Origin of the sequence: Aurantibacter crassamenti (assembly GCF_016811105.1) — a bacterium.
Lineage (GTDB): Bacteria > Bacteroidota > Bacteroidia > Flavobacteriales > Flavobacteriaceae > Aurantibacter_A > Aurantibacter_A crassamenti.
Map to the genome: position 1 here is coordinate 112,974 of NZ_JAFBGM010000002.1, position 18,628 is coordinate 131,601.

Below are 18,628 nucleotides of genomic sequence, written 5' to 3' on the forward strand. Positions count from 1 at the left end.
GTTTGTACTAAATTCATTTAATCAAGTCCCCCTTGAAAACTAATAATTTACTTTCTCTGTTGAAGCGAATGGAATCCACATTGGGTGAATTTTCATTCGATGAACTAACCTCACAAGAGGCAACATATCTTAAGGATTCATTTCAGTCTTTTAAAAACGATTTACAAAATAAGGTAAATGGTCATGAGTCCATACAAGTTGATGTTTCTGAAAGAGCTGAATCAAATGAACCTAATTTCGAGAGTAATTTAATCGCTAACGTTAGTCATGAAATCAGAACACCCCTCAATGGCATTATAGGCTTTACTGACCTTTTAAAAGAAAGTCAACTTAATACAGAGCAATTACTTAATGTAAATGCAATTCAGAAAGCTTCCAATACTTTACTCGAATTAGTTAATGAATTGCTTGAATATTCTAAACTGGCTTCAGGGAAAGAGCAATTTCAAGAAATTGATTTCAACATATTCAGTTTGACAAATGATGTTATATTCTTATGCAATACGCTGATAGTCGATAAAAAAGTAAATCTCACAAGTGCGATTAAAAAAGAGATTCCCAAATTTTTAATAGGAGACCCTTCTAAATTAACCCAAGTATTGCTAAACACCATTGGTAACGCAATAAAGTTTGTTGATGATGGTGAAGTATCATTGAACATTTCAATTGCAAAGCAGTCTTCTGACAATATTCGGTTACAATTTGAAATACAAGATAATGGCATAGGCATTTCACAAGATAAAATAAATCAAATATTCAACCCATACGTTCAAGGTGATGCAGACACTTCCGCTAGATATGGTGGAACAGGTTTAGGACTAAATATAGTGCAACAAATAGTTAAAAATCTTGGTGGCACCATTTGTATTCAAAGTAAACTTGGCATTGGCACAACTGTACAATTTGAGATGCCCTTTAGTATTGGAAATCAAAATTTACAGCCAATTGTCCCAAAAAAAACGAAAGTCAATTCTAGCGCATTAGAATCAGTTAGCGGATTAAATATTTTGGTCTTTGAAGATAACGAGCTGAATAAGCAACTTATGCAAAAGAGACTGGATATATGGAACTGTAATATGCACATAACAGAAAAACCAGAATTTGGAATTAATGTTCTTGAAAACCACGCTATTGATTTAATACTAATGGATTTAAGAATGCCAATTATGAGTGGTTTTGAAATTACAAAACTGATAAGAACGCATAACAGCCTTCGAATACGTCAAATTCCCATAATAGCAGTTACAGCCGACTACACAATACAAGATCAAGAAAAATGCAACTCGTTTGGCATTAATGATTACTTATTAAAACCATTTAGTCCTGAAGAATTATTAGCTAAAATGGTAGTGTATAAAAATGGGTATAATATGCCTAAAGAAAATAAGAATAACACACAAATATCTAAACAAAATTTAATTACAACTGACAAACCAGTTGACCTAACAATATTATACGATCAATGTGATGGCTCTTTAGAATTACTAAAAAATCTTATAAGTATTCTTAAGAATAATGTTATAGAATTTAAATCAAAAGCCAAAGCAAGTATACACGATAAAGATATTGCTGCACTTGCTTTTTCAGCACATAAAATAAAAGGAGGGGTGGCTATGATTCAAGCTAATATACTATTGAAAACTATTGTTGAAATTCAAAATGGTTGCACTGAATCACCTGATTTCAAACATCTTGAATTCTTGTTATCACGTTTTAACATAGACTACATTGATATTGAAAAGGCCATTGATATGGCTTTTGATAAATTGAACAGCAACTAAATGAAAAATCAAAGTAGCGTACTATTAGCCGAAGATGATGAGCTTTTAGCAACCCTAATAAAACACCGGTTAGAAAAAGGCGGATATCAGGTTATTTTAAATCGTGATGGAAAAGAAGTGAAGGAGCATTTAAATATGTCAATACCAGACATCATTATTTGTGATATAATGATGCCGTATTTTTCTGGAATGGAACTGATTGACTTTGTACGTAATGAGTTGAATTCAAATGTGCCAATAATTATTATTTCATCGGCAGGAAACGAAGAGAATGTGCTAAATGCCTTTGAGTTGGGTGCCAATGATTTTCTTTCAAAACCAATTAGTCCATCTGAGTTATTAGTACGTGTAGCTAAAGAATTAAACAAAACCAAAAGAGCTGATTAATTTAGATACATACAATGCATTCATGCTTTTTGTAGCACCCAACGTGCCTACAGACCTTTTATGGCATTTCACGCTATTCTTTGTAGTACTGTGCGGGCTATACTTTGTGTTTATTTTCTTTTTTCGACGTAAAATATCATTCAATACTAAAAAAGTACAGCAAAGAAAAAAAGAACTAAGCCCAATGATAGTTGAATTTCTTTTTTATGAAGAAAACGTTTCTATTGCAGAAGACACCAACTACGCCCATCTAAAAAGTGAAATTCGAAATCTCTTAAACAATCCATTCAATCGAAAGGTTTTAATTGATGTGCTAATGGATTTACGGAAAGACCTTTCTGGTAATACGTTAAATAATCTATTTGAATTATTTCAGAGTTTAGGTCTTCATCATGATTCGTACAAAAAATTGGAGAGTTGGAAATGGCAGACCGTTTCAAAAGGCATTTTAGAACTAACACAATTACATGTTGAAGACTCATATGTATTCATAGCAAAATTCATTAACGACAAGAGGTCAACAATAAGAAAACAAGCTGAAATCGCCATTATTACGTTAAAAAACGAGGGAGTAAACTATTTCTTAGACACTACTACATATCGCATATCTGAATGGCAACAGCTTAAAATTCTTGAAGTACTTAAAAACAAAACAAACTATTTACCACCCAGCTTCAATCAATGGTTACTGTCGAAAAATAAAGATGTTGTTCTTTTTTCTTTACGATTAATGAAGGTATACAACCAAACCGATGGTAATAAAGCTCTAATAGAATTATTGAAACATAAAAACGCTCAAATAAAATTTGCAGCGATTAATTGCATTAGTGAATTTCATGTTGTTTCAGCAATTGAAACATTAAAATTAGTATTCTGGAATAGCTCTGTAGATATAAAAATTGCTACGCTAGATGCAATTGCATCATTAGGTTCTTCTGCTGAGATTGAATTTTTTAAATCCGTTGGCGTTAAAGAATCGAATTTCAATGTAAAAAGTAAAGCACTGTCGTGCATAAATGTCATTTCACCAATGAGTGTTTTACCTACTTCTGGTGTTCAATCAGTTGATAAGTTTAAGATACCTAATGATATTGATAATGAGACATTAACCGAAATAAATATTGATGTAATTGAGCATACTACTCCACAAAATGAAGACATAGTCACTATAAACGAATCGCAAAGTGATACGGCCAAAACAGCATTAAAAAAGCAGACAAATATTGATAAGTCAAGTATTCAAGAAGAGTTGATTTCGGAAATTCAAGAAGAGTTGGTTTCGGAAGATGTACACTTGAATCAAGACCATATTAACGAGAATGTGGAATTACCCTTAGAAACTAAACCATTTGCTGCGGACATTGATTCTGACATAGAAGGTTTCAGTATTGATTTTCTGCCATTAGTATTTACAGACGAAAAAACAGTTAAATCAGAAAAATATATTCCCAATAAAAACATATCCGATTCAAAACAAATTGAATTATCTGAGTTAGAATTAATTTTTGAAGAAGTCTCATCTGAAGAAATTAAGGTTGAAAATGTAAACGAAATTCTAATCGATGAAATAGATGTTGCTTTCATTCCGATAGTAATTCCATCACAAGAAGAAATAAATTCTAAACAAAATCAAGAAAATGTTAAACCGCTCAACCCTTTAAATATCGACGTAATCTATTCAGAAATTATCATTGATATTAAAAAGGAGAATAAAAAACCTGCTGAACCACCTAAAATAAAAGCACAGCAGAAGACATTGCGCAAAAAGAAAAAAACAGCCCCAAAAGTACCAACCTCAATACAAGATATTACAATGAAAAACATCAAGAATATTGAATGTAATGCTGTTGAAGTAGACTACGATAGAAAAGTAACAGAAGAAATTGATAATGATGTTTTTGATTCCGATTTGTCATTAGAGATACCAAGAGAGCTAACTACCATTGAATGGATTTTAGCAGAAAATGAAGCGCAATCTGAAATGAAACATAAAATCAAAACGATTTTAAACCAACAAGATAAAGCTTCTTTTAAACTTCCAAAACCAAATATATTAAGTGAGAACAGTATTAGTACAATGGTACTTTTAAATGATATAGAGGCTTTGGGTGATGAACGTGAAATCCCCTTATTAAAAAATTTACTGCTTGATGAGAAAGAACCGATACTTCGAGAGCAAATAGAATATTTACTCATTAAAATATCGAAAACCGAGGTTCTAAAAAGAGAACCAATAAAACCTGACACCGTGGTTTATAGCGTTTTTGAAGAATACTTTGGCAGATTAGACATTCAGTCTAAATTAATATTACTAGATGAGATTAGTGCGGTAGGGGATGAAAAAGAAATTCCTTTTTTAAGGCGAGTAGTTGAATCATCAAAAGCGAAAGTACACTTAAAAGCTCAAAAATGCTTAGAACAATTAATTGCACGATTACTAAAAGAAAAAGAGCAAATAAATACAGAAATTTTAAAAAGCAAATCGGTCATAACAGCTAAAACTGAAATTAAAATATCAAAAGAAAATAGTCCAAAAATAAGTGAAAAACCATTCAGCATTTTTGAGATTGATTTTGATATTACTAGAGACAATTAGACTTAATAAAGCAAGGCAAAATATAATTTACAAGTGGATAGTGAAGTACTAAATATTTTTCTTGATTACCTGAACATCGTTTTCTTGGTGTTCACAATCGTGCTATTCACTGGCTATGCGGTAATGTGCTATTTAGCTACTAGAAACTCATTACACTATAAACACAAGAATAGTTTTGGTGACCTATCTAAAGTGATGGCTTCACCACTTGCACCAAGTATTACAATTATTGCACCTGCCTATAACGAGGGATTAACAATTGTAGACAATATTAGATCCCTTATGTCATTACGTTATGTTGACTATGAAGTAATGGTTGTAAATGATGGCAGCAAGGATGATACACTTCAAAAAATGATTGATGCTTATGATTTGGTTCAAATTGAGCAAGAAATTGATCCAGATTGGAAATCTAAGCCTATACGTGGCATCTACAAATCGAAACATCGTTCATTTTCTAAACTAACAGTTATTGATAAAGAAAACGGAGGGAAATCAGACGCGCTAAATACCGGAATGCATCTTTCAACTAACCGCTATGTGGGTTGTATTGATGTGGATTGTTTATTACTACCCGATGCACTTTTACATGTTGTAAAATCATTTTATCAAAGATCAGAAAAACGCGTAATAGCAGTAGGTGGCGTGATTCGTGTAGCAAATTCTTGCATTATTGAAGGCGGACAATTAGAAGAAATTAAACTACCTAAAAACTGGTTGGCCAAATTTCAATTGCTTGAATACACTAGATCTTTTTTATTAGGTAGAATGGCGTGGGGGCGTATTGATAGTTTATTAATTATCTCAGGAGCCTTTGGTTTTTTTGACCGTGAAATTGCACTTGCTGTTGGCGGTTATGATACAAATACCGTTGGTGAAGACATGGAAATCATTTTCAAGATGCGTCGTTATATGCATGATGAGCGATTACCTTATACCATAGAATATATTCCTGATCCACTTTGTTGGACGGAAGTACCAGAAGATCTCAAGATTTTAGTCAACCAAAGAGACCGGTGGACGCGTGGTAACCTAGAAACACTACAAAAGCATAAGGCCATGTTTTTCAATCCAAAATACGGACGGTTAGGCATGATGAGTTATCCGTATTGGTTTTTTTACGAGTGGCTAGCACCATTGTTAGAATTTACAGGTTTACTCTGCATCCTGCTTTTTACTTATTTGGGGATAATAAATTGGGAATTCTTTCTTGCGATAACAGCAGCTGTTTGGACCTGTTCAATTATGGTTTCATTCTATGCAGTTCTATGGGAAGTTTATTCATACAATCAATACAAACGAAAAGATGTGCTCTTACTACTAGTATTTGCAATAATTGAACCCTTAGTGTATCACCCAATAGTAACATGGTCAGCGGTTCGAGGTAATTATAAAAAATTATTTAAAATAAAATCAGGGTGGGGATCCCAAGTACGTAAAGGTTTTGCCAAAGCAAGTTAAAAATGAATACAAGTAATATACCTAGATATAACTTAAAGCAATTCACGCGAGTGATTATTGCCTTTTTTGCATCGTTGGTTATTCTTTCTGCTTTTCAGTATACCATACTTTATTTTAAAGATGTTATTGATACTATTTTTACGGTAAGTTTTTTACAAGCCATTGTTCATCATATGGGGTATTCAGCATTGGTTGCCCTTATTTTGGTTCCAATATTTAACTTCTTTGAAAATTGGAGACCGCAAGTAGGGTTTAGAATAGTCTCGGGCATACTACTTTCATTGCTAATTATTGAAACCATATTGATAAGCTACTATTGTACAACCTTTGTACCTTTAGGTGCCGATTTATTAGAATATAGTTTTGTAGCTATTAAAGAAAGTATTGCTGGTTCCGGCTATATTATATTTTTCATTTTAATTAGCATCCTACTGATTGGAAGCTTATTTCATGGCATTTATAGGATAACAAAAAAGGTATATCATCATATTGGTAAGATGTATCCTTTTACTATTATACTTTTCACAATGTTCATTGCCACCTTATTTATTGATGGCAAGCCGATAAATGAAAACAAAACACAATTTCTAGTTTTAAACCTATACAATTCAAACTTAGAAGCCAATGAATATGTAGCCGATGTGGCATATCCTCTGATAAAAAAACCAAATACTACTGATGTATTAGGTGAATATTTTAACCTAAAGGATGAAAAACCAAACATCGTATTTGTTATTGTTGAAGGCTTAGGTAGAGGTTTTGTAGGTGAAAACGCTACATACCAAGGTTTTACTCCATTTCTAGATTCGTTAGCCACACAATCTTTATACTGGGAAAATTGTTTGAGTACTACTGGTGAATCTTTTGGTGTTGTACCCTCATTGTTGGGCTCGCTACCGTTTGGCAAAAACGGATTCATGGAGCTTGAAAACATACCGAATAAATTAACATTGTTTAGTATTTTAAAAAACAATGGGTATCAAACTTCACATTATCAAGGCACAAACAGTGCGTTAAATAATCTAGACAAGTTTTTATTAAGTGAAGATGTAGATTTTGTTTTAGACAGATCCGGCTTTGAAGACACTTATGAACTTCAAGCAGAAGATGCAGCTGGTAATACCAAAGGCTACCCAGATAAAGAGCTCTATAAAAAAAGCATGCAAATAGATCGATCGAGCAATAAACCCAAAATGGAGGTTTATTCAACCATGACCGCTAGTGAACCCTACATAGCTCCAAAAAAAGAGTATTATATAAATGAAGTTCAAAAAACACTAAAAACTGGCCGTTATGAGAGTGATCAGGTTCAGGTAATTGAGAAGAATAAAAACATATTTGCCACAATTTTATATTCAGATAGCGCCTTAGAATGGTTATTTAAATCTTATAAAAATCAACCAAACTATGATAATACAATATTCATTGTTACTGCTAATCGTTGTATAACTGGCCTACCTCAAAAAAATGCCCTTAGTCCGTTTCATGTACCACTAATGATTTATAGTCCTATGTTAACATCAACAAAGAAGATGAGTTCAATCTCGTCTCATTTTGATGTAACACCATCACTTTTGGCATTATTAGATAATCATTATACTTTTAAAATGCCTACGCAAGTAGCATGGTTGGGTGAGACCTTAGATACGGAAACCGATTTTAGATCTACTAAGAACATCCCCTTAATGCGAAATAAAAATCAACTAAAAGAGTTTGTTAGTAATAGTCAATTGTTATCTGGTGGCACTTTATATACAATTGATGAGAACATGAATTTAAGTACATCACAAAACAGCAGTGCTAAAATAAAGAAACAGCTCGATAATTTTAAGGCCATGAACTTGTACGTAACAAGTGAAAATAAAATTTTACCCGATAGCCTTACAATTTTCACAGATCTGAAAGAACATTTTGAAGACACTGATATGGTGTGGTTAAATAGTGTTTATAACGGCAAGAATTCAGACAAAGGTTATTTAACGGCAAGAAAGTTAGCCTTTAATGAAGAATATGACAGAGCACTTCTTTTATGTAGATACATACTTTCTGAAGTACCAAGTCAAATTGATACAAGAATATTGACCGGTAGAATTAATGCTTGGAATGGAAATTATGATGAAGCAATAGAAATACTAAAAGGTTGTGCAAAAACAAATCCGAAGTATACTGATGTTTATTCAGCCTTATTAGACGTTTGCTTTTGGTCAGGAAATAACAAAGTTTCAAAAGAAACCCTAGAATTAATAAAACTGAATAAGGTAGATACAGCAGAACTGAAATCAAAAATAGAGCGAGCTCAGAAAAATCCTGTTAAGAAAATCGCTCAAGCAATTATCACACAAAGTATTAAAAACAACAAAACAGATCAAGTATCAACAAATTATGAAGATGAGTAAGCAAATTATACTACTACTAGTATTGCTAGCGATGGCTCTACCAATAAGTGCTCAAGAAGTAGCTTATAATGGAGACCCAGACCGCTCATTTTTTGTTGCGAGAGATCTTGCCTATGAAGGGCACAGAACAGTTGCGAGAGACACATTGACCAATATTTTAACCAAGTATCCTGATTATTCAGATGTTCGAAGCCTATTAGCCAGTACCCATAGTTGGGATGGTAATTATGAAATTGCTAGAGTTCAATTCAATAAAATCACGTCTGTTGACCGTTTAAACAAAGAAGCCTGGTTAGCAGCTATAAAGAATGAACTTTATGCTGAAGAAAGTTATTTAGCATTAGGTATAGCAAATAAGGCACTTACTTATTTACCAAAAGATCCACATATAGCTGTATTGCGTGATCGCGCTTTGAAAGATATCGAATCAAAACAAAACGAGGCAAACGCAAAATTAAAAGAGGCATTAGCAAAGACGAAAGAGACAGATATTTTAAAAAACAAAATATCAATAAACAACTCTTTTGATTCATTTGATGTCGTATATGACCCAATGATTTATTCAAGCATAAGCTACGGTCGTAAAACAAAGATTGGTGATTTAATTACTTCACTTAATTATTCAAACCGATTTGAGACGCACGGGCTTCAATATGAAGTAGACTTTTATCCAAAGTTCTCTGAAACCTTTTATGCATATACGAATTATGGTTATTCAAATTCGGCAATCTATCCTAATCATAGGGTAGGTGCTGAATTATATGCCAACCTACCAAAAGCAATAGAAGCTTCCGCTGGTATCCGTTATATAAATTTTGACAATGCCGATGCTTTAATTTATACAATGTCATTAGGCCTTTATAGTGGTAACTATTACTTTTCGTTACGCCCTTACGTAACACCGCAAGACACTGGTAAATACGGAGTCTCAGGTAGTTTTTTAGCCCGTAAATATTTAAAGAACGCTGACAACTATATTGGCGCATCATTCATAATGGGGTACTCACCAGAGTTAGAACAACTACGTGACGGCGAAACCTTATTGGCTGAAACAGTGTTGTATATTGAATCACAACGATTACGCTTAGAATACCAATTTCCTGGTAAAGTAAGTAGCAATATTTTTAGAACTAATATTGGCTTAACACGGCAAGAGCTCATTTTTGACAGCGATAATTACTACTGGTCATTCTCTGCAGGTTTAACATGTGAAGTGAAGTTTTAAAATCTGATCCGACGAATTGCAACAATATTCGATGAATTACACAACGTTAAAATACCGTTAAACGTGGCTCCCATAAGATATGTGGTTTTCACAACTAAAATTGAGAGGTTGACCACAATTTATTGTTTCGATTGGTGGTTCTTAATATGTTTACTAAACCAAAAACATAGAAACCCAAATCATTACCGTTTAGTCGGAAACAAAAACCCTCAATAATTATGCTTTACGATACCTACGGGGAAGAGTACCTAGACTTCCTACAAGAATTAAACGAAATTTTGAGTATTAACGAATTGGCTGAACTTGACTACATGTAGTTAATTTAAGGCCTTCAATCTAAATCAAAAATCATGGCAAATTTGAACCCAGACAACGCAGCTTATTTAAACTTCATTGAAGATTTAAATGACATTTTAATTGATTTTAATATCAGTAAATTGAGTTATTCTTAAATAGAATGAGTTGTACAAATTAAAAAGCCCCGACACTAGTCGAGGCTTTTTAATTTGTATAGAATTTTATTCTATCCTAAATAAGTCTTTAACAATTTGCTACGCGAATTATGACGCAATTTACGAATTGCCTTTTCTCTAATTTGACGTACTCTTTCACGTGTTAAATCAAAGGTTTGACCAATTTCAGCCAAAGTCATTGATTGTTGGTCTCCAATTCCATAATACAACTTCACAACATCAGCCTCACGAGGAGACAACGTCTCTAAAGCCCTATTAATTTCTGTATTTAAAGACTGTTGCATTAACAGCTTATCAGGCTTAGGTGATTCACCAGAACGTAAAACGTCATATAAATTTGAATCTTCACCTTCACGAAGTGGTGCATCCATAGAAACGTGACGTCCTGAATTTTTCATTGACTGTTTAACTTCACTAACAGTCATTTCTAATTCTTTCGCAATTTCTTCTGCAGAAGGTGGTCTTTCATGTGCTTGTTCTAAATAAGAGAAAGTCTTTTTAATCTTATTAATCGAACCAATTTTGTTTAATGGTAAACGTACAACTCTTGATTGCTCAGCTAATGCCTGTAAAATGGATTGTCTGATCCACCATACAGCATACGATATAAATTTGAACCCTCTGGTCTCATCAAAGCGTTTTGCGGCCTTAACAAGTCCTAAATTGCCTTCATTTATTAAATCGGGTAGTTTTAATCCTTGGTTTTGATACTGTTTGGCAACAGAGACAACAAATCTTAAATTGGCTGTAGTTAATTTCTCGAGAGCTATTTGATCACCAGTACGAATTCGTTGCGCTAATTCAACTTCTTCACTGGCTGTTATTAAATCAATTTTACTGATATCTTGCAAGTACTTATCGAGTGATTTTGATTCTCTATTGGTTACCTGCTTGATAATCTTTAGTTGCCTCATATATCTATAGTGTATTAATGTGAATAGTATTAGTTCTCATAATACGTCATTATTGCGTCTTTTCCAAGAAAGAAAGAGTTTTCTTATACATAAATTATGATAATATGTATAGATTATATACCGTTCGATATTTATTGACCCCAATCGTTTTTTAATACTATTTTTGAAACCATATTCAAGTACAAATGAGTAAGAGGGCATTAAAAAAATACTTAACAGAACTTCCAAAAGAGGATCTTGAAGAGCAAATGATGGATCTTTATTTGCGATTTCCGGTTGTAAAAGAGTATTATGATTTTGTATTTAATCCGAAGGAAGACAAACTTTTACAGCAAGCTAAAGCCAAAATATCTAACGAGTATTTTCCATTAAAGCGAAGAAAAGCAAAAGCTAGAAGATCTACAGCACAAAAATTCATCAAACACTTTTTAAAATTAGGGGTAGATACCCATTTAATTGCTGATTTAATGTTATACAACTTAGAAATAGCACAGACTTTTGAAATGGAAAAAAATGTAGCTGATTCTTTTTATAAAAGCATGCTGAACTCATTTGAGCAAGCAGTACAGTATATTTCTTTAAATGGTATGATTACTGACTACAAAGAACGTATTGCTAAAATTTATACCATAACACAAGAGCGTGAATGGTTATTTTCTGAAGGATTTTCAAAAGCACTTGACATTATTGATTAAACAGATAAATTAATGGCGATAGTAATTATAAGACAAGATAATAAAGAGCAGCTTTGGAAAGATGCCCTATTAGCTGCTGATTCAAAATTAGCAGTATATACCTATAAAGAAGAATATAATCCCGATGATATTGACATGGCTCTTATCTGGAAACACCCAGAAGGTTCATTAGCTGAATTTCCCAATTTAAAATGTATTGCATCAAACGGGGCAGGGGTTGACTATATTTTTGAAGACGACAAAGCTCCCACTCATTTGCCTATTACTAGGGTAGTAGACAAATTTTTAGCAGCTGATATGTCAGAACATGTTTTGGCACTTATTTTAGCTTATTTAAAGAACATAGAACATTATAAAGTTGATCAATTCAATAAAATTTGGAAACCCATTCAATACAAACGAATCGCTGATTTTAAGATTGGGATTTTAGGGTTCGGTACCTTAGGACAAGTATTAGCTACTGATTTGATAAAATTCGGGTTTAATGTACAAGGATGGTCAAATTCTAGAAAATCACTAGATAAAGTACAATCTTTTGCTGGGCAAGATGAGTTATCTGAATTTTTAGCTACAACAGAAGTATTAGTTTGCTTATTACCGTTAACAGAAGAAACTGCAGGAATACTGAATAAAGAACTATTTCAACAACTTCCAAAAAATGCATATATCATAAATGTAGCACGTGGCGGGCATCTTGTTGATGCCGATTTAATAGAAATGTTAGATAATGGGCATCTTTCGGGCGCCAGCTTAGATGTATATCATCAAGAACCACTTTCAACAGACCATCCGTTTTGGGAACATCCTAAAGTACATATGACTCCACATTATGCCAGTGTTTCTGACACCAATTCTGTTATACCTCAGATTCTTGAAAACTACCGCAGACTGCAAAATAATGAACCACTTTTGAACTTGGTTTCTAAGACTAAAGGCTACTAATTTTCAGATTTCGCAGCGAATCCTTCGTTCAAGCATAAATTTCTTTTATTTTTGCAAAATTGTGGCCGTTCCTAAATGTTCATAAGTCCACCTTTAAAAATTAAACCCCATTTGTTACTTGGAGATACAAAAAAATACATCTGAAAAGACATTATACGATTATCAGGCAGACGACCTTAATACTATTTTTGAGCATTTAGAGTCGTCTTCAGCCGCCGAAAACCTACTATATCAGTTGCCTACGGGTGGTGGTAAAACAGTAGTTTTTTCTGAAATCACAAAGCGCTATATCAGCCAGATGAAGAAAAAGGTGGTTGTATTAACGCACCGTATTGAGCTAAGTACGCAAACATCTAAAATGTTGGGTGGTTTTGGTGTAAAAAACAAGATAATCAATAGCGACGTCAAAGTACTTGATGATCAAGATGATTATATGTGTTTTGTGGCAATGGTTGAAACATTGAATAATCGTTTACAAGAAAATGCAATTGCACTTAAAAACGTGGGCCTAGTCATTATTGATGAGGCACATTACAATTCATTTCGAAAACTATTCAAGTTTTTTGAAGATTCAACAATTTTAGGGGTTACAGCAACGCCACTTAGTTCGAATATAAAGTTACCGATGAAAGACAACTATAAAAAGTTGATTATCGGTGAATCAATTGGATCTCTAATTTCAAAGAAGTTTTTAGCCAAAGCAGAAGTTTATAATTACGATGTTGGCTTACAGAGTTTGAAACTGGGTATTAATGGTGATTACACCGTTAAATCATCAGACGAACTATACGGAAATCAAAGTATGCTTGGTAAATTAATGACCGCATACAATGAAGTTGCAAAAGGTACCAAAACCCTTATTTTCAATAATGGTATAAATACGTCTCGCTACGTATATGATACGTTTCGAAAGGCTGGTTATAACATTCGGCATTTAGACAATAAAAATAGTGCGTCAGAACGAAAAGAGATTTTAGAATGGTTTCATGAAACTCCTGATGCCATATTATCTTCGGTAAGCATACTTACTACTGGTTTTGATGAACCAACAGTAGAAACTATTATTCTTAACCGTGCAACACGTTCTTTGACCTTATATTTTCAAATGATTGGTAGGGGCTCTAGGATATTACCAAATAAAGAATCATTTAATGTAATTGATTTGGGTAATAATGTTGCCCGTTTTGGTATGTGGGAAGCACCAGTAGATTGGCAAGAAATTTTCCACTTTCCTGATTTCTATCTTGAAAACATCAAGAATGATGAAGATATTGAACGTGAATTTGTTTATGAAATGCCAGTTGCACTTCGTAAAAAATTTAAGAAATCTTCTGATTTAAAATACGATATAAAAGAGGAGTATAAAAAGGTTTTTGCGCAAGGTTTAAAGTCTAAATTGGTCTTAGAACGCAGTATAGAGCAACATGCAAAGATTTGTGTTGAGAATTCAGAAGATGTATTTGATGCCCGTATTTTAGCAAAAGAACTTAAAGAAGAAATAGCATTTCGTGTACGCCAATATTCATATTGTATTATGAATAACACTAAAAATTACAAGGAATGGTTAGAAGAAGATTATGAGCGTAAATTACGCCTCAATATATCTCAAAAATTTGCCGCAAGAATGTAATATAGCAGTCGATTCAAATAACAATTAGGTTGTATTCAACTTAATTCTTGTCTTGTATGGTATTTTTGCAATTGACTCTTGAATTTACATTTTGAAAAAGCTTTTAATCATTACGCTCAATTGGCCCGCCCCAGAATATTCTGCAGCAGGGGTACGTCTAATGCAATTGGTTTCTTTTTTTCAGGAAGAAGGATACAAAGTTACCATTGCAAGTACCGCTGAAAAGCGAGAAGATTTCAGCTTTGATGCTGTGGAAACGGTAAATATTCTTTTAAATCATTCAAGTTTTGATGTTTTTATAAAAGAGATGCAGCCTGAAATGGTGCTCTTTGATCGATTTATGTCTGAAGAACAATTCGGATGGCGTTTAACTGAAAACACCCCTAATGCGCTTAAAATACTAGATACTGAAGATTTACATTCGTTACGTAAGTCACGTGAATTGGCTTTTAAAAACAATAGCATTTGGACATCTGAAATGTGGAAAGCACATGAGATGACCCAGCGTGAAGTAGCCAGCATACTTCGATGTGACATATCATTAATGATTTCAGATTTTGAAATTAAACTACTATCACAAGTTATACCGAATGCTGAAGAACTACTCTTACATTTACCTTTTATGGTGGCTACACCTGATGATAATGCGATAGCAGACAAACCTAAATTTGAAAATAGAAACGATTTTTTATTTATTGGTTTTGGTGGTCATGCGCCAAATGTTGACGCAATCTTATATTTAAAAAAAGAAATTTGGCCTATAATTCAAAGTAAGCTACCCAAAGTAAAATTGAATATTTATGGTGCAAACTTTCCTCAAAAAATAACACAATTACATAATACAAAAGAAGGTTTCATAGTACACGGATGGGCCAAAAACGCTCATGAAGTTATCTCGAATGCACGAATATTATTAGCTCCTATACGTTTTGGTGCTGGCCAAAAAGGCAAACTATTAGATGCAATGCTCTGTGGCACTCCAAGTATAACCACAACAATAGGAGCGGAGGGCATGCAAAATGATTTAGAATGGAACGGTCAAATTCTTGATGACCCTAAAGCTTTTGCTTATGCTGCAATTGAAGCCTATATGAATCAAGAAACTTGGATGAAGTATCAAGAAAACGGACAACAAATCCTAATTCAGAATTTTAACAAGAATCAACTAGAAAAAAGACTCCGATTTAAATTAAATCAAATTCGGAATAATCTCGATTCGCATAGAGATACCAATTTTATTGGTAAACTTCTACAGCATCAAACTATGGCAAGCAGTAAGTATATGTCTAAATGGATAGAAGCGAAGAATAAGTACTAGTCCGTTTACCTCATAATAGATTATGCTTATTTTATTTAAAAGTTCTAGTGTGATTTCACATAGATTCACAATAATTTTTATCCATTCATTAGCATCAAATTCCGTTACTTTGCATACCATATAAAACAAAATCCATGAAAACCATCGACTGGAAAACAGCAATCGATTTTGAAGACATTACGTATAAAAAGTGTAATGGCGTAGCTCGAATAGCGTTTAACCGCCCTGAAGTACGTAATGCTTTTAGACCTAAAACTACCAGTGAACTATACAAAGCATTCTATGATGCCCAAGAAGACACCTCAATAGGCGTTGTATTGCTATCAGGTGAAGGTCCATCAAAAAAAGATGGAGGTTGGGCATTTTGTAGTGGAGGTGATCAAAAAGCTAGAGGTCACCAAGGTTATGTTGGCGATGATGGAATGCACCGTTTGAATATACTAGAAGTACAGCGTTTAATTCGTTTCATGACCAAAGTGGTAATTGCAGTGGTACCAGGTTGGGCCGTTGGGGGCGGACATAGCTTACATGTTATTTGCGACTTAACTTTGGCGAGTAAAGAACACGCTATTTTTAAACAGACTGATGCTGATGTTACTAGTTTTGATGGTGGCTACGGATCAGCATACCTCGCAAAAATGGTTGGGCAGAAAAAAGCACGTGAAATCTTTTTTTTAGGTAGAAATTATTCTGCACAAGATGCCCTTGAAATGGGAATGGTAAATGCGGTAATACCCCATGACGAGCTTGAAGACACTGCATATCAATGGGCACAAGAAATTTTAGAGAAGTCACCAACTTCAATTAAAATGCTCAAGTTTGCTATGAACCTAACGGATGATGGCATGGTAGGGCAACAAGTTTTTGCTGGTGAAGCTACACGTTTGGCGTACATGACAGATGAAGCAAAAGAAGGCCGAGATGCATTTTTAGAGAAACGTAAACCTGATTTTGGTAAAAATAAATGGATTCCTTAAGTAAAGAATATAATCTAAAAGAATGTTTTATTCAGGAGGGTATTGCTTTTTAGATTCAGTAACTAGGGCATTAATGGCATCTGATTCTTGATGAATTTCTATATAATGGCCACCCCCAATTTCAGAAAGTTGTTTTAAAACATCTTTTTTAGAAATTTTGCCTTTTGGTGACAAATAATGAAAAGTTGATAGATAAATATCCTTTTCAAGGTTTTGTTTAATAAGGTTCGTAAGTTGGTTATCAATTTTAAACATTCCATCAGAAGCTAAAATGATTCGATTGTTTCCACCATGAACAAAGTTACTAACCGCTTCTCTATAAGCCAATTGCAACCCTGCCTTACCGTTGGATTTTCCGGATGCCTTGAGTGAATTAATTACGCTAGTTAATTCTTCTTTAGTAGTTATAGCACTAGTTTCAATTACCTTTTCAGCTTTTCCGGAATACGTAATTACTGTTAATTTATCTTGAGGTCGTAATACATCAATTAAATAGTTCACAGAATTTTTAAGCTTATCTAATTTTTCATGATAACGCATCGAAATTGATACATCAATCAATAGTACCATATTATTGGTTAACGCACCATCAAGTGTATTAAAATCAGTAGGGTCAAAAAGTAAACGTTTAATTCCTTCGGTGGTCAACCAAGTCGCATTCTCTTCAGGTAAATATATTTTCTCAGGATATATTACATTAAAAGGTGGTACTTCATTTACAATTTTCAAAATCGGTTGATCAGCCCGTTCTATGTAATTATTATATTTCTGAGCAATGCCAATGCCTTGACTATTAAAAATATCAATAAGTAATTCTTCAAAGCGATAAGTTCTATCATATAACCCTTCAACTACAAAAAGTTCTTCACCTTTTACATATTTTTCAGCCCATTGAAATATTAATTTTCCATGAGCATCAATAGCCTCACGATCTTCATTCACTGACGAATCAAGATATGGGAAATCGCCATAAGTATTCAATATTTTACGGTCTTCTAAACTAATATGAATATCATACTGTTGCTGCCATTTAGACAATGATTGTTCAAGTTTATCATTTCTATTTTGACCTAAATTAAAAATCATGTTTTTAGAAAGCATGACCATTTTTCTAGTTCTCTGTAAGGCTAGTGGCAGTTGTTCTTCTCCAAATAAATCAGTAATAGTACTATTGAATCCGTAACTTAAAATAGCTAAGGTTCGAATATTTTTTTCATAGGCATGTAATAATGAATAGGCTTGTTTAAAACGAATGTCTTCAAAAAAGTACGCCTTATTAGCAGTAAAATTCATCAATACATTTACAATAGTCTTCATTTGATTAAAGACTTTTTGATAGTGCTGTAACTCATTCTCTAATCGCTTGGCTGCAGCAACCGGTAAATTTGCTCTAACTATGGTTAAAGAATCATACTTTTTAGAAAGTATATTTAATTGTTTTTTGTGATCAATTGCTGTTCTACCATATGATAATTCTAAAGCATTGTGATTTAAAACTTCATCTTTATCTAAAAGTTCGGCATAGGCATTTAATGTGCTATTAAAAGCTTTTAGAGAATGCTGAGTAGCGTCAATATAATAACTACATTGATTGATATAATCTACGTGTAAATTAATTGCTTCTTTTGTAGTAGCATCTAACTCCTTTTGTGCATATGACAAAAATGAAATAAATAAAAAGAATGGAATTATATTCTTCAGCATTAACGAATTTTCAAAAAATAATGCATGAATCCAAAAATTCAACGTCCTAATGCCTATTTATGAGGTATATATGGGTATTTCTTGCTATAAATGAGGACAAAAATTCTATAAACTAAAAAGAGTCCCCTC

Annotated in this window: 13 protein-coding genes; 11 read left to right on the top strand and 2 right to left on the bottom strand. The window is 33.2% G+C overall.

Going from position 1 to position 18,628, the window contains the following annotated elements; translation table 11 throughout:
• The first annotated feature begins 32 nt into the window (after positions 1-32).
• The 6 genes from JQC67_RS13130 (at position 33) to JQC67_RS13155 (ending at position 9,846) form a co-directional block, all read left to right on the top strand.
• Entirely contained in the window at positions 33-1,781 is a 1,749-nt protein-coding gene (locus JQC67_RS13130; protein ID WP_203253381.1) for an ATP-binding protein, read from the top strand.
• Positions 1,782-2,168: a response regulator gene (locus JQC67_RS13135; protein WP_203253382.1), complete on the top strand. Its 387-nt coding sequence runs from the start codon at positions 1,782-1,784 to the stop codon at positions 2,166-2,168.
• A 184-nt stretch (positions 2,169-2,352) separates the two neighbouring features.
• Positions 2,353-4,764, top strand: coding sequence for a HEAT repeat domain-containing protein (locus JQC67_RS13140; RefSeq protein ID WP_203253383.1), 2,412 nt, complete (start codon positions 2,353-2,355; stop codon positions 4,762-4,764).
• A 33-nt stretch (positions 4,765-4,797) separates the two neighbouring features.
• On the top strand, positions 4,798-6,225 hold the full coding sequence (locus tag JQC67_RS13145) for a glycosyltransferase family 2 protein (RefSeq protein WP_203253384.1): 1,428 nt from the start codon (positions 4,798-4,800) through the stop codon (positions 6,223-6,225).
• A gap of 2 nt (positions 6,226-6,227) precedes the next feature.
• A complete protein-coding gene (locus JQC67_RS13150) occupies positions 6,228-8,621 on the top strand; it encodes a sulfatase-like hydrolase/transferase (protein ID WP_203253385.1) in 2,394 nt (797 codons plus the stop codon).
• Positions 8,614-9,846 carry a YaiO family outer membrane beta-barrel protein gene (locus tag JQC67_RS13155; RefSeq protein WP_238934755.1) on the top strand — a complete coding sequence of 411 codons (1,233 nt, stop codon included), beginning with the start codon at positions 8,614-8,616 and terminating at the stop codon, positions 9,844-9,846. The genes JQC67_RS13150 and JQC67_RS13155 overlap by 8 nt, the downstream gene beginning before the upstream one ends.
• A 523-nt stretch (positions 9,847-10,369) precedes the next feature.
• On the opposite strand, the gene JQC67_RS13160 is transcribed toward JQC67_RS13155, so the two are convergent.
• A complete protein-coding gene (locus JQC67_RS13160) occupies positions 10,370-11,233 on the bottom strand; it encodes a sigma-70 family RNA polymerase sigma factor (protein WP_203253386.1) in 864 nt (287 codons plus the stop codon).
• A gap of 185 nt (positions 11,234-11,418) precedes the next feature.
• Here JQC67_RS13160 and JQC67_RS13165 point away from each other — a divergent pair, with 185 nt between their 5' ends.
• The 5 genes from JQC67_RS13165 to JQC67_RS13185 all read left to right on the top strand — a co-directional run bounded on the left by JQC67_RS13165 (position 11,419) and on the right by JQC67_RS13185 (position 16,795).
• A complete protein-coding gene (locus tag JQC67_RS13165; protein WP_203253387.1) occupies positions 11,419-11,928 on the top strand; it encodes a DUF6155 family protein in 510 nt (169 codons plus the stop codon).
• A gap of 12 nt (positions 11,929-11,940) precedes the next feature.
• Positions 11,941-12,870 carry a 2-hydroxyacid dehydrogenase gene (locus JQC67_RS13170; RefSeq protein ID WP_203253388.1) on the top strand — a complete coding sequence of 310 codons (930 nt, stop codon included), beginning with the start codon at positions 11,941-11,943 and terminating at the stop codon, positions 12,868-12,870.
• 118 nt (positions 12,871-12,988) lie between these two features.
• Positions 12,989-14,500 (top strand): DEAD/DEAH box helicase, encoded by a 1,512-nt coding sequence (locus tag JQC67_RS13175; RefSeq protein ID WP_203253389.1) that lies wholly within the window; start codon positions 12,989-12,991, stop codon positions 14,498-14,500.
• 91 nt (positions 14,501-14,591) lie between these two features.
• Positions 14,592-15,818 carry a glycosyltransferase family 4 protein gene (locus tag JQC67_RS13180; protein ID WP_238934757.1) on the top strand — a complete coding sequence of 409 codons (1,227 nt, stop codon included), beginning with the start codon at positions 14,592-14,594 and terminating at the stop codon, positions 15,816-15,818.
• 134 nt (positions 15,819-15,952) lie between these two features.
• Positions 15,953-16,795: a 1,4-dihydroxy-2-naphthoyl-CoA synthase gene (locus JQC67_RS13185; RefSeq protein ID WP_203253390.1), complete on the top strand. Its 843-nt coding sequence runs from the start codon at positions 15,953-15,955 to the stop codon at positions 16,793-16,795.
• Positions 16,796-16,822: 27 nt separating this feature from the next.
• Here the strand turns inward: JQC67_RS13185 and JQC67_RS13190 are convergent, their stop codons facing one another.
• Positions 16,823-18,499, bottom strand: coding sequence for a vWA domain-containing protein (locus JQC67_RS13190; RefSeq protein ID WP_203253391.1), 1,677 nt, complete (start codon positions 18,497-18,499; stop codon positions 16,823-16,825).
• Positions 18,500-18,628: the final 129 nt, after the last annotated feature.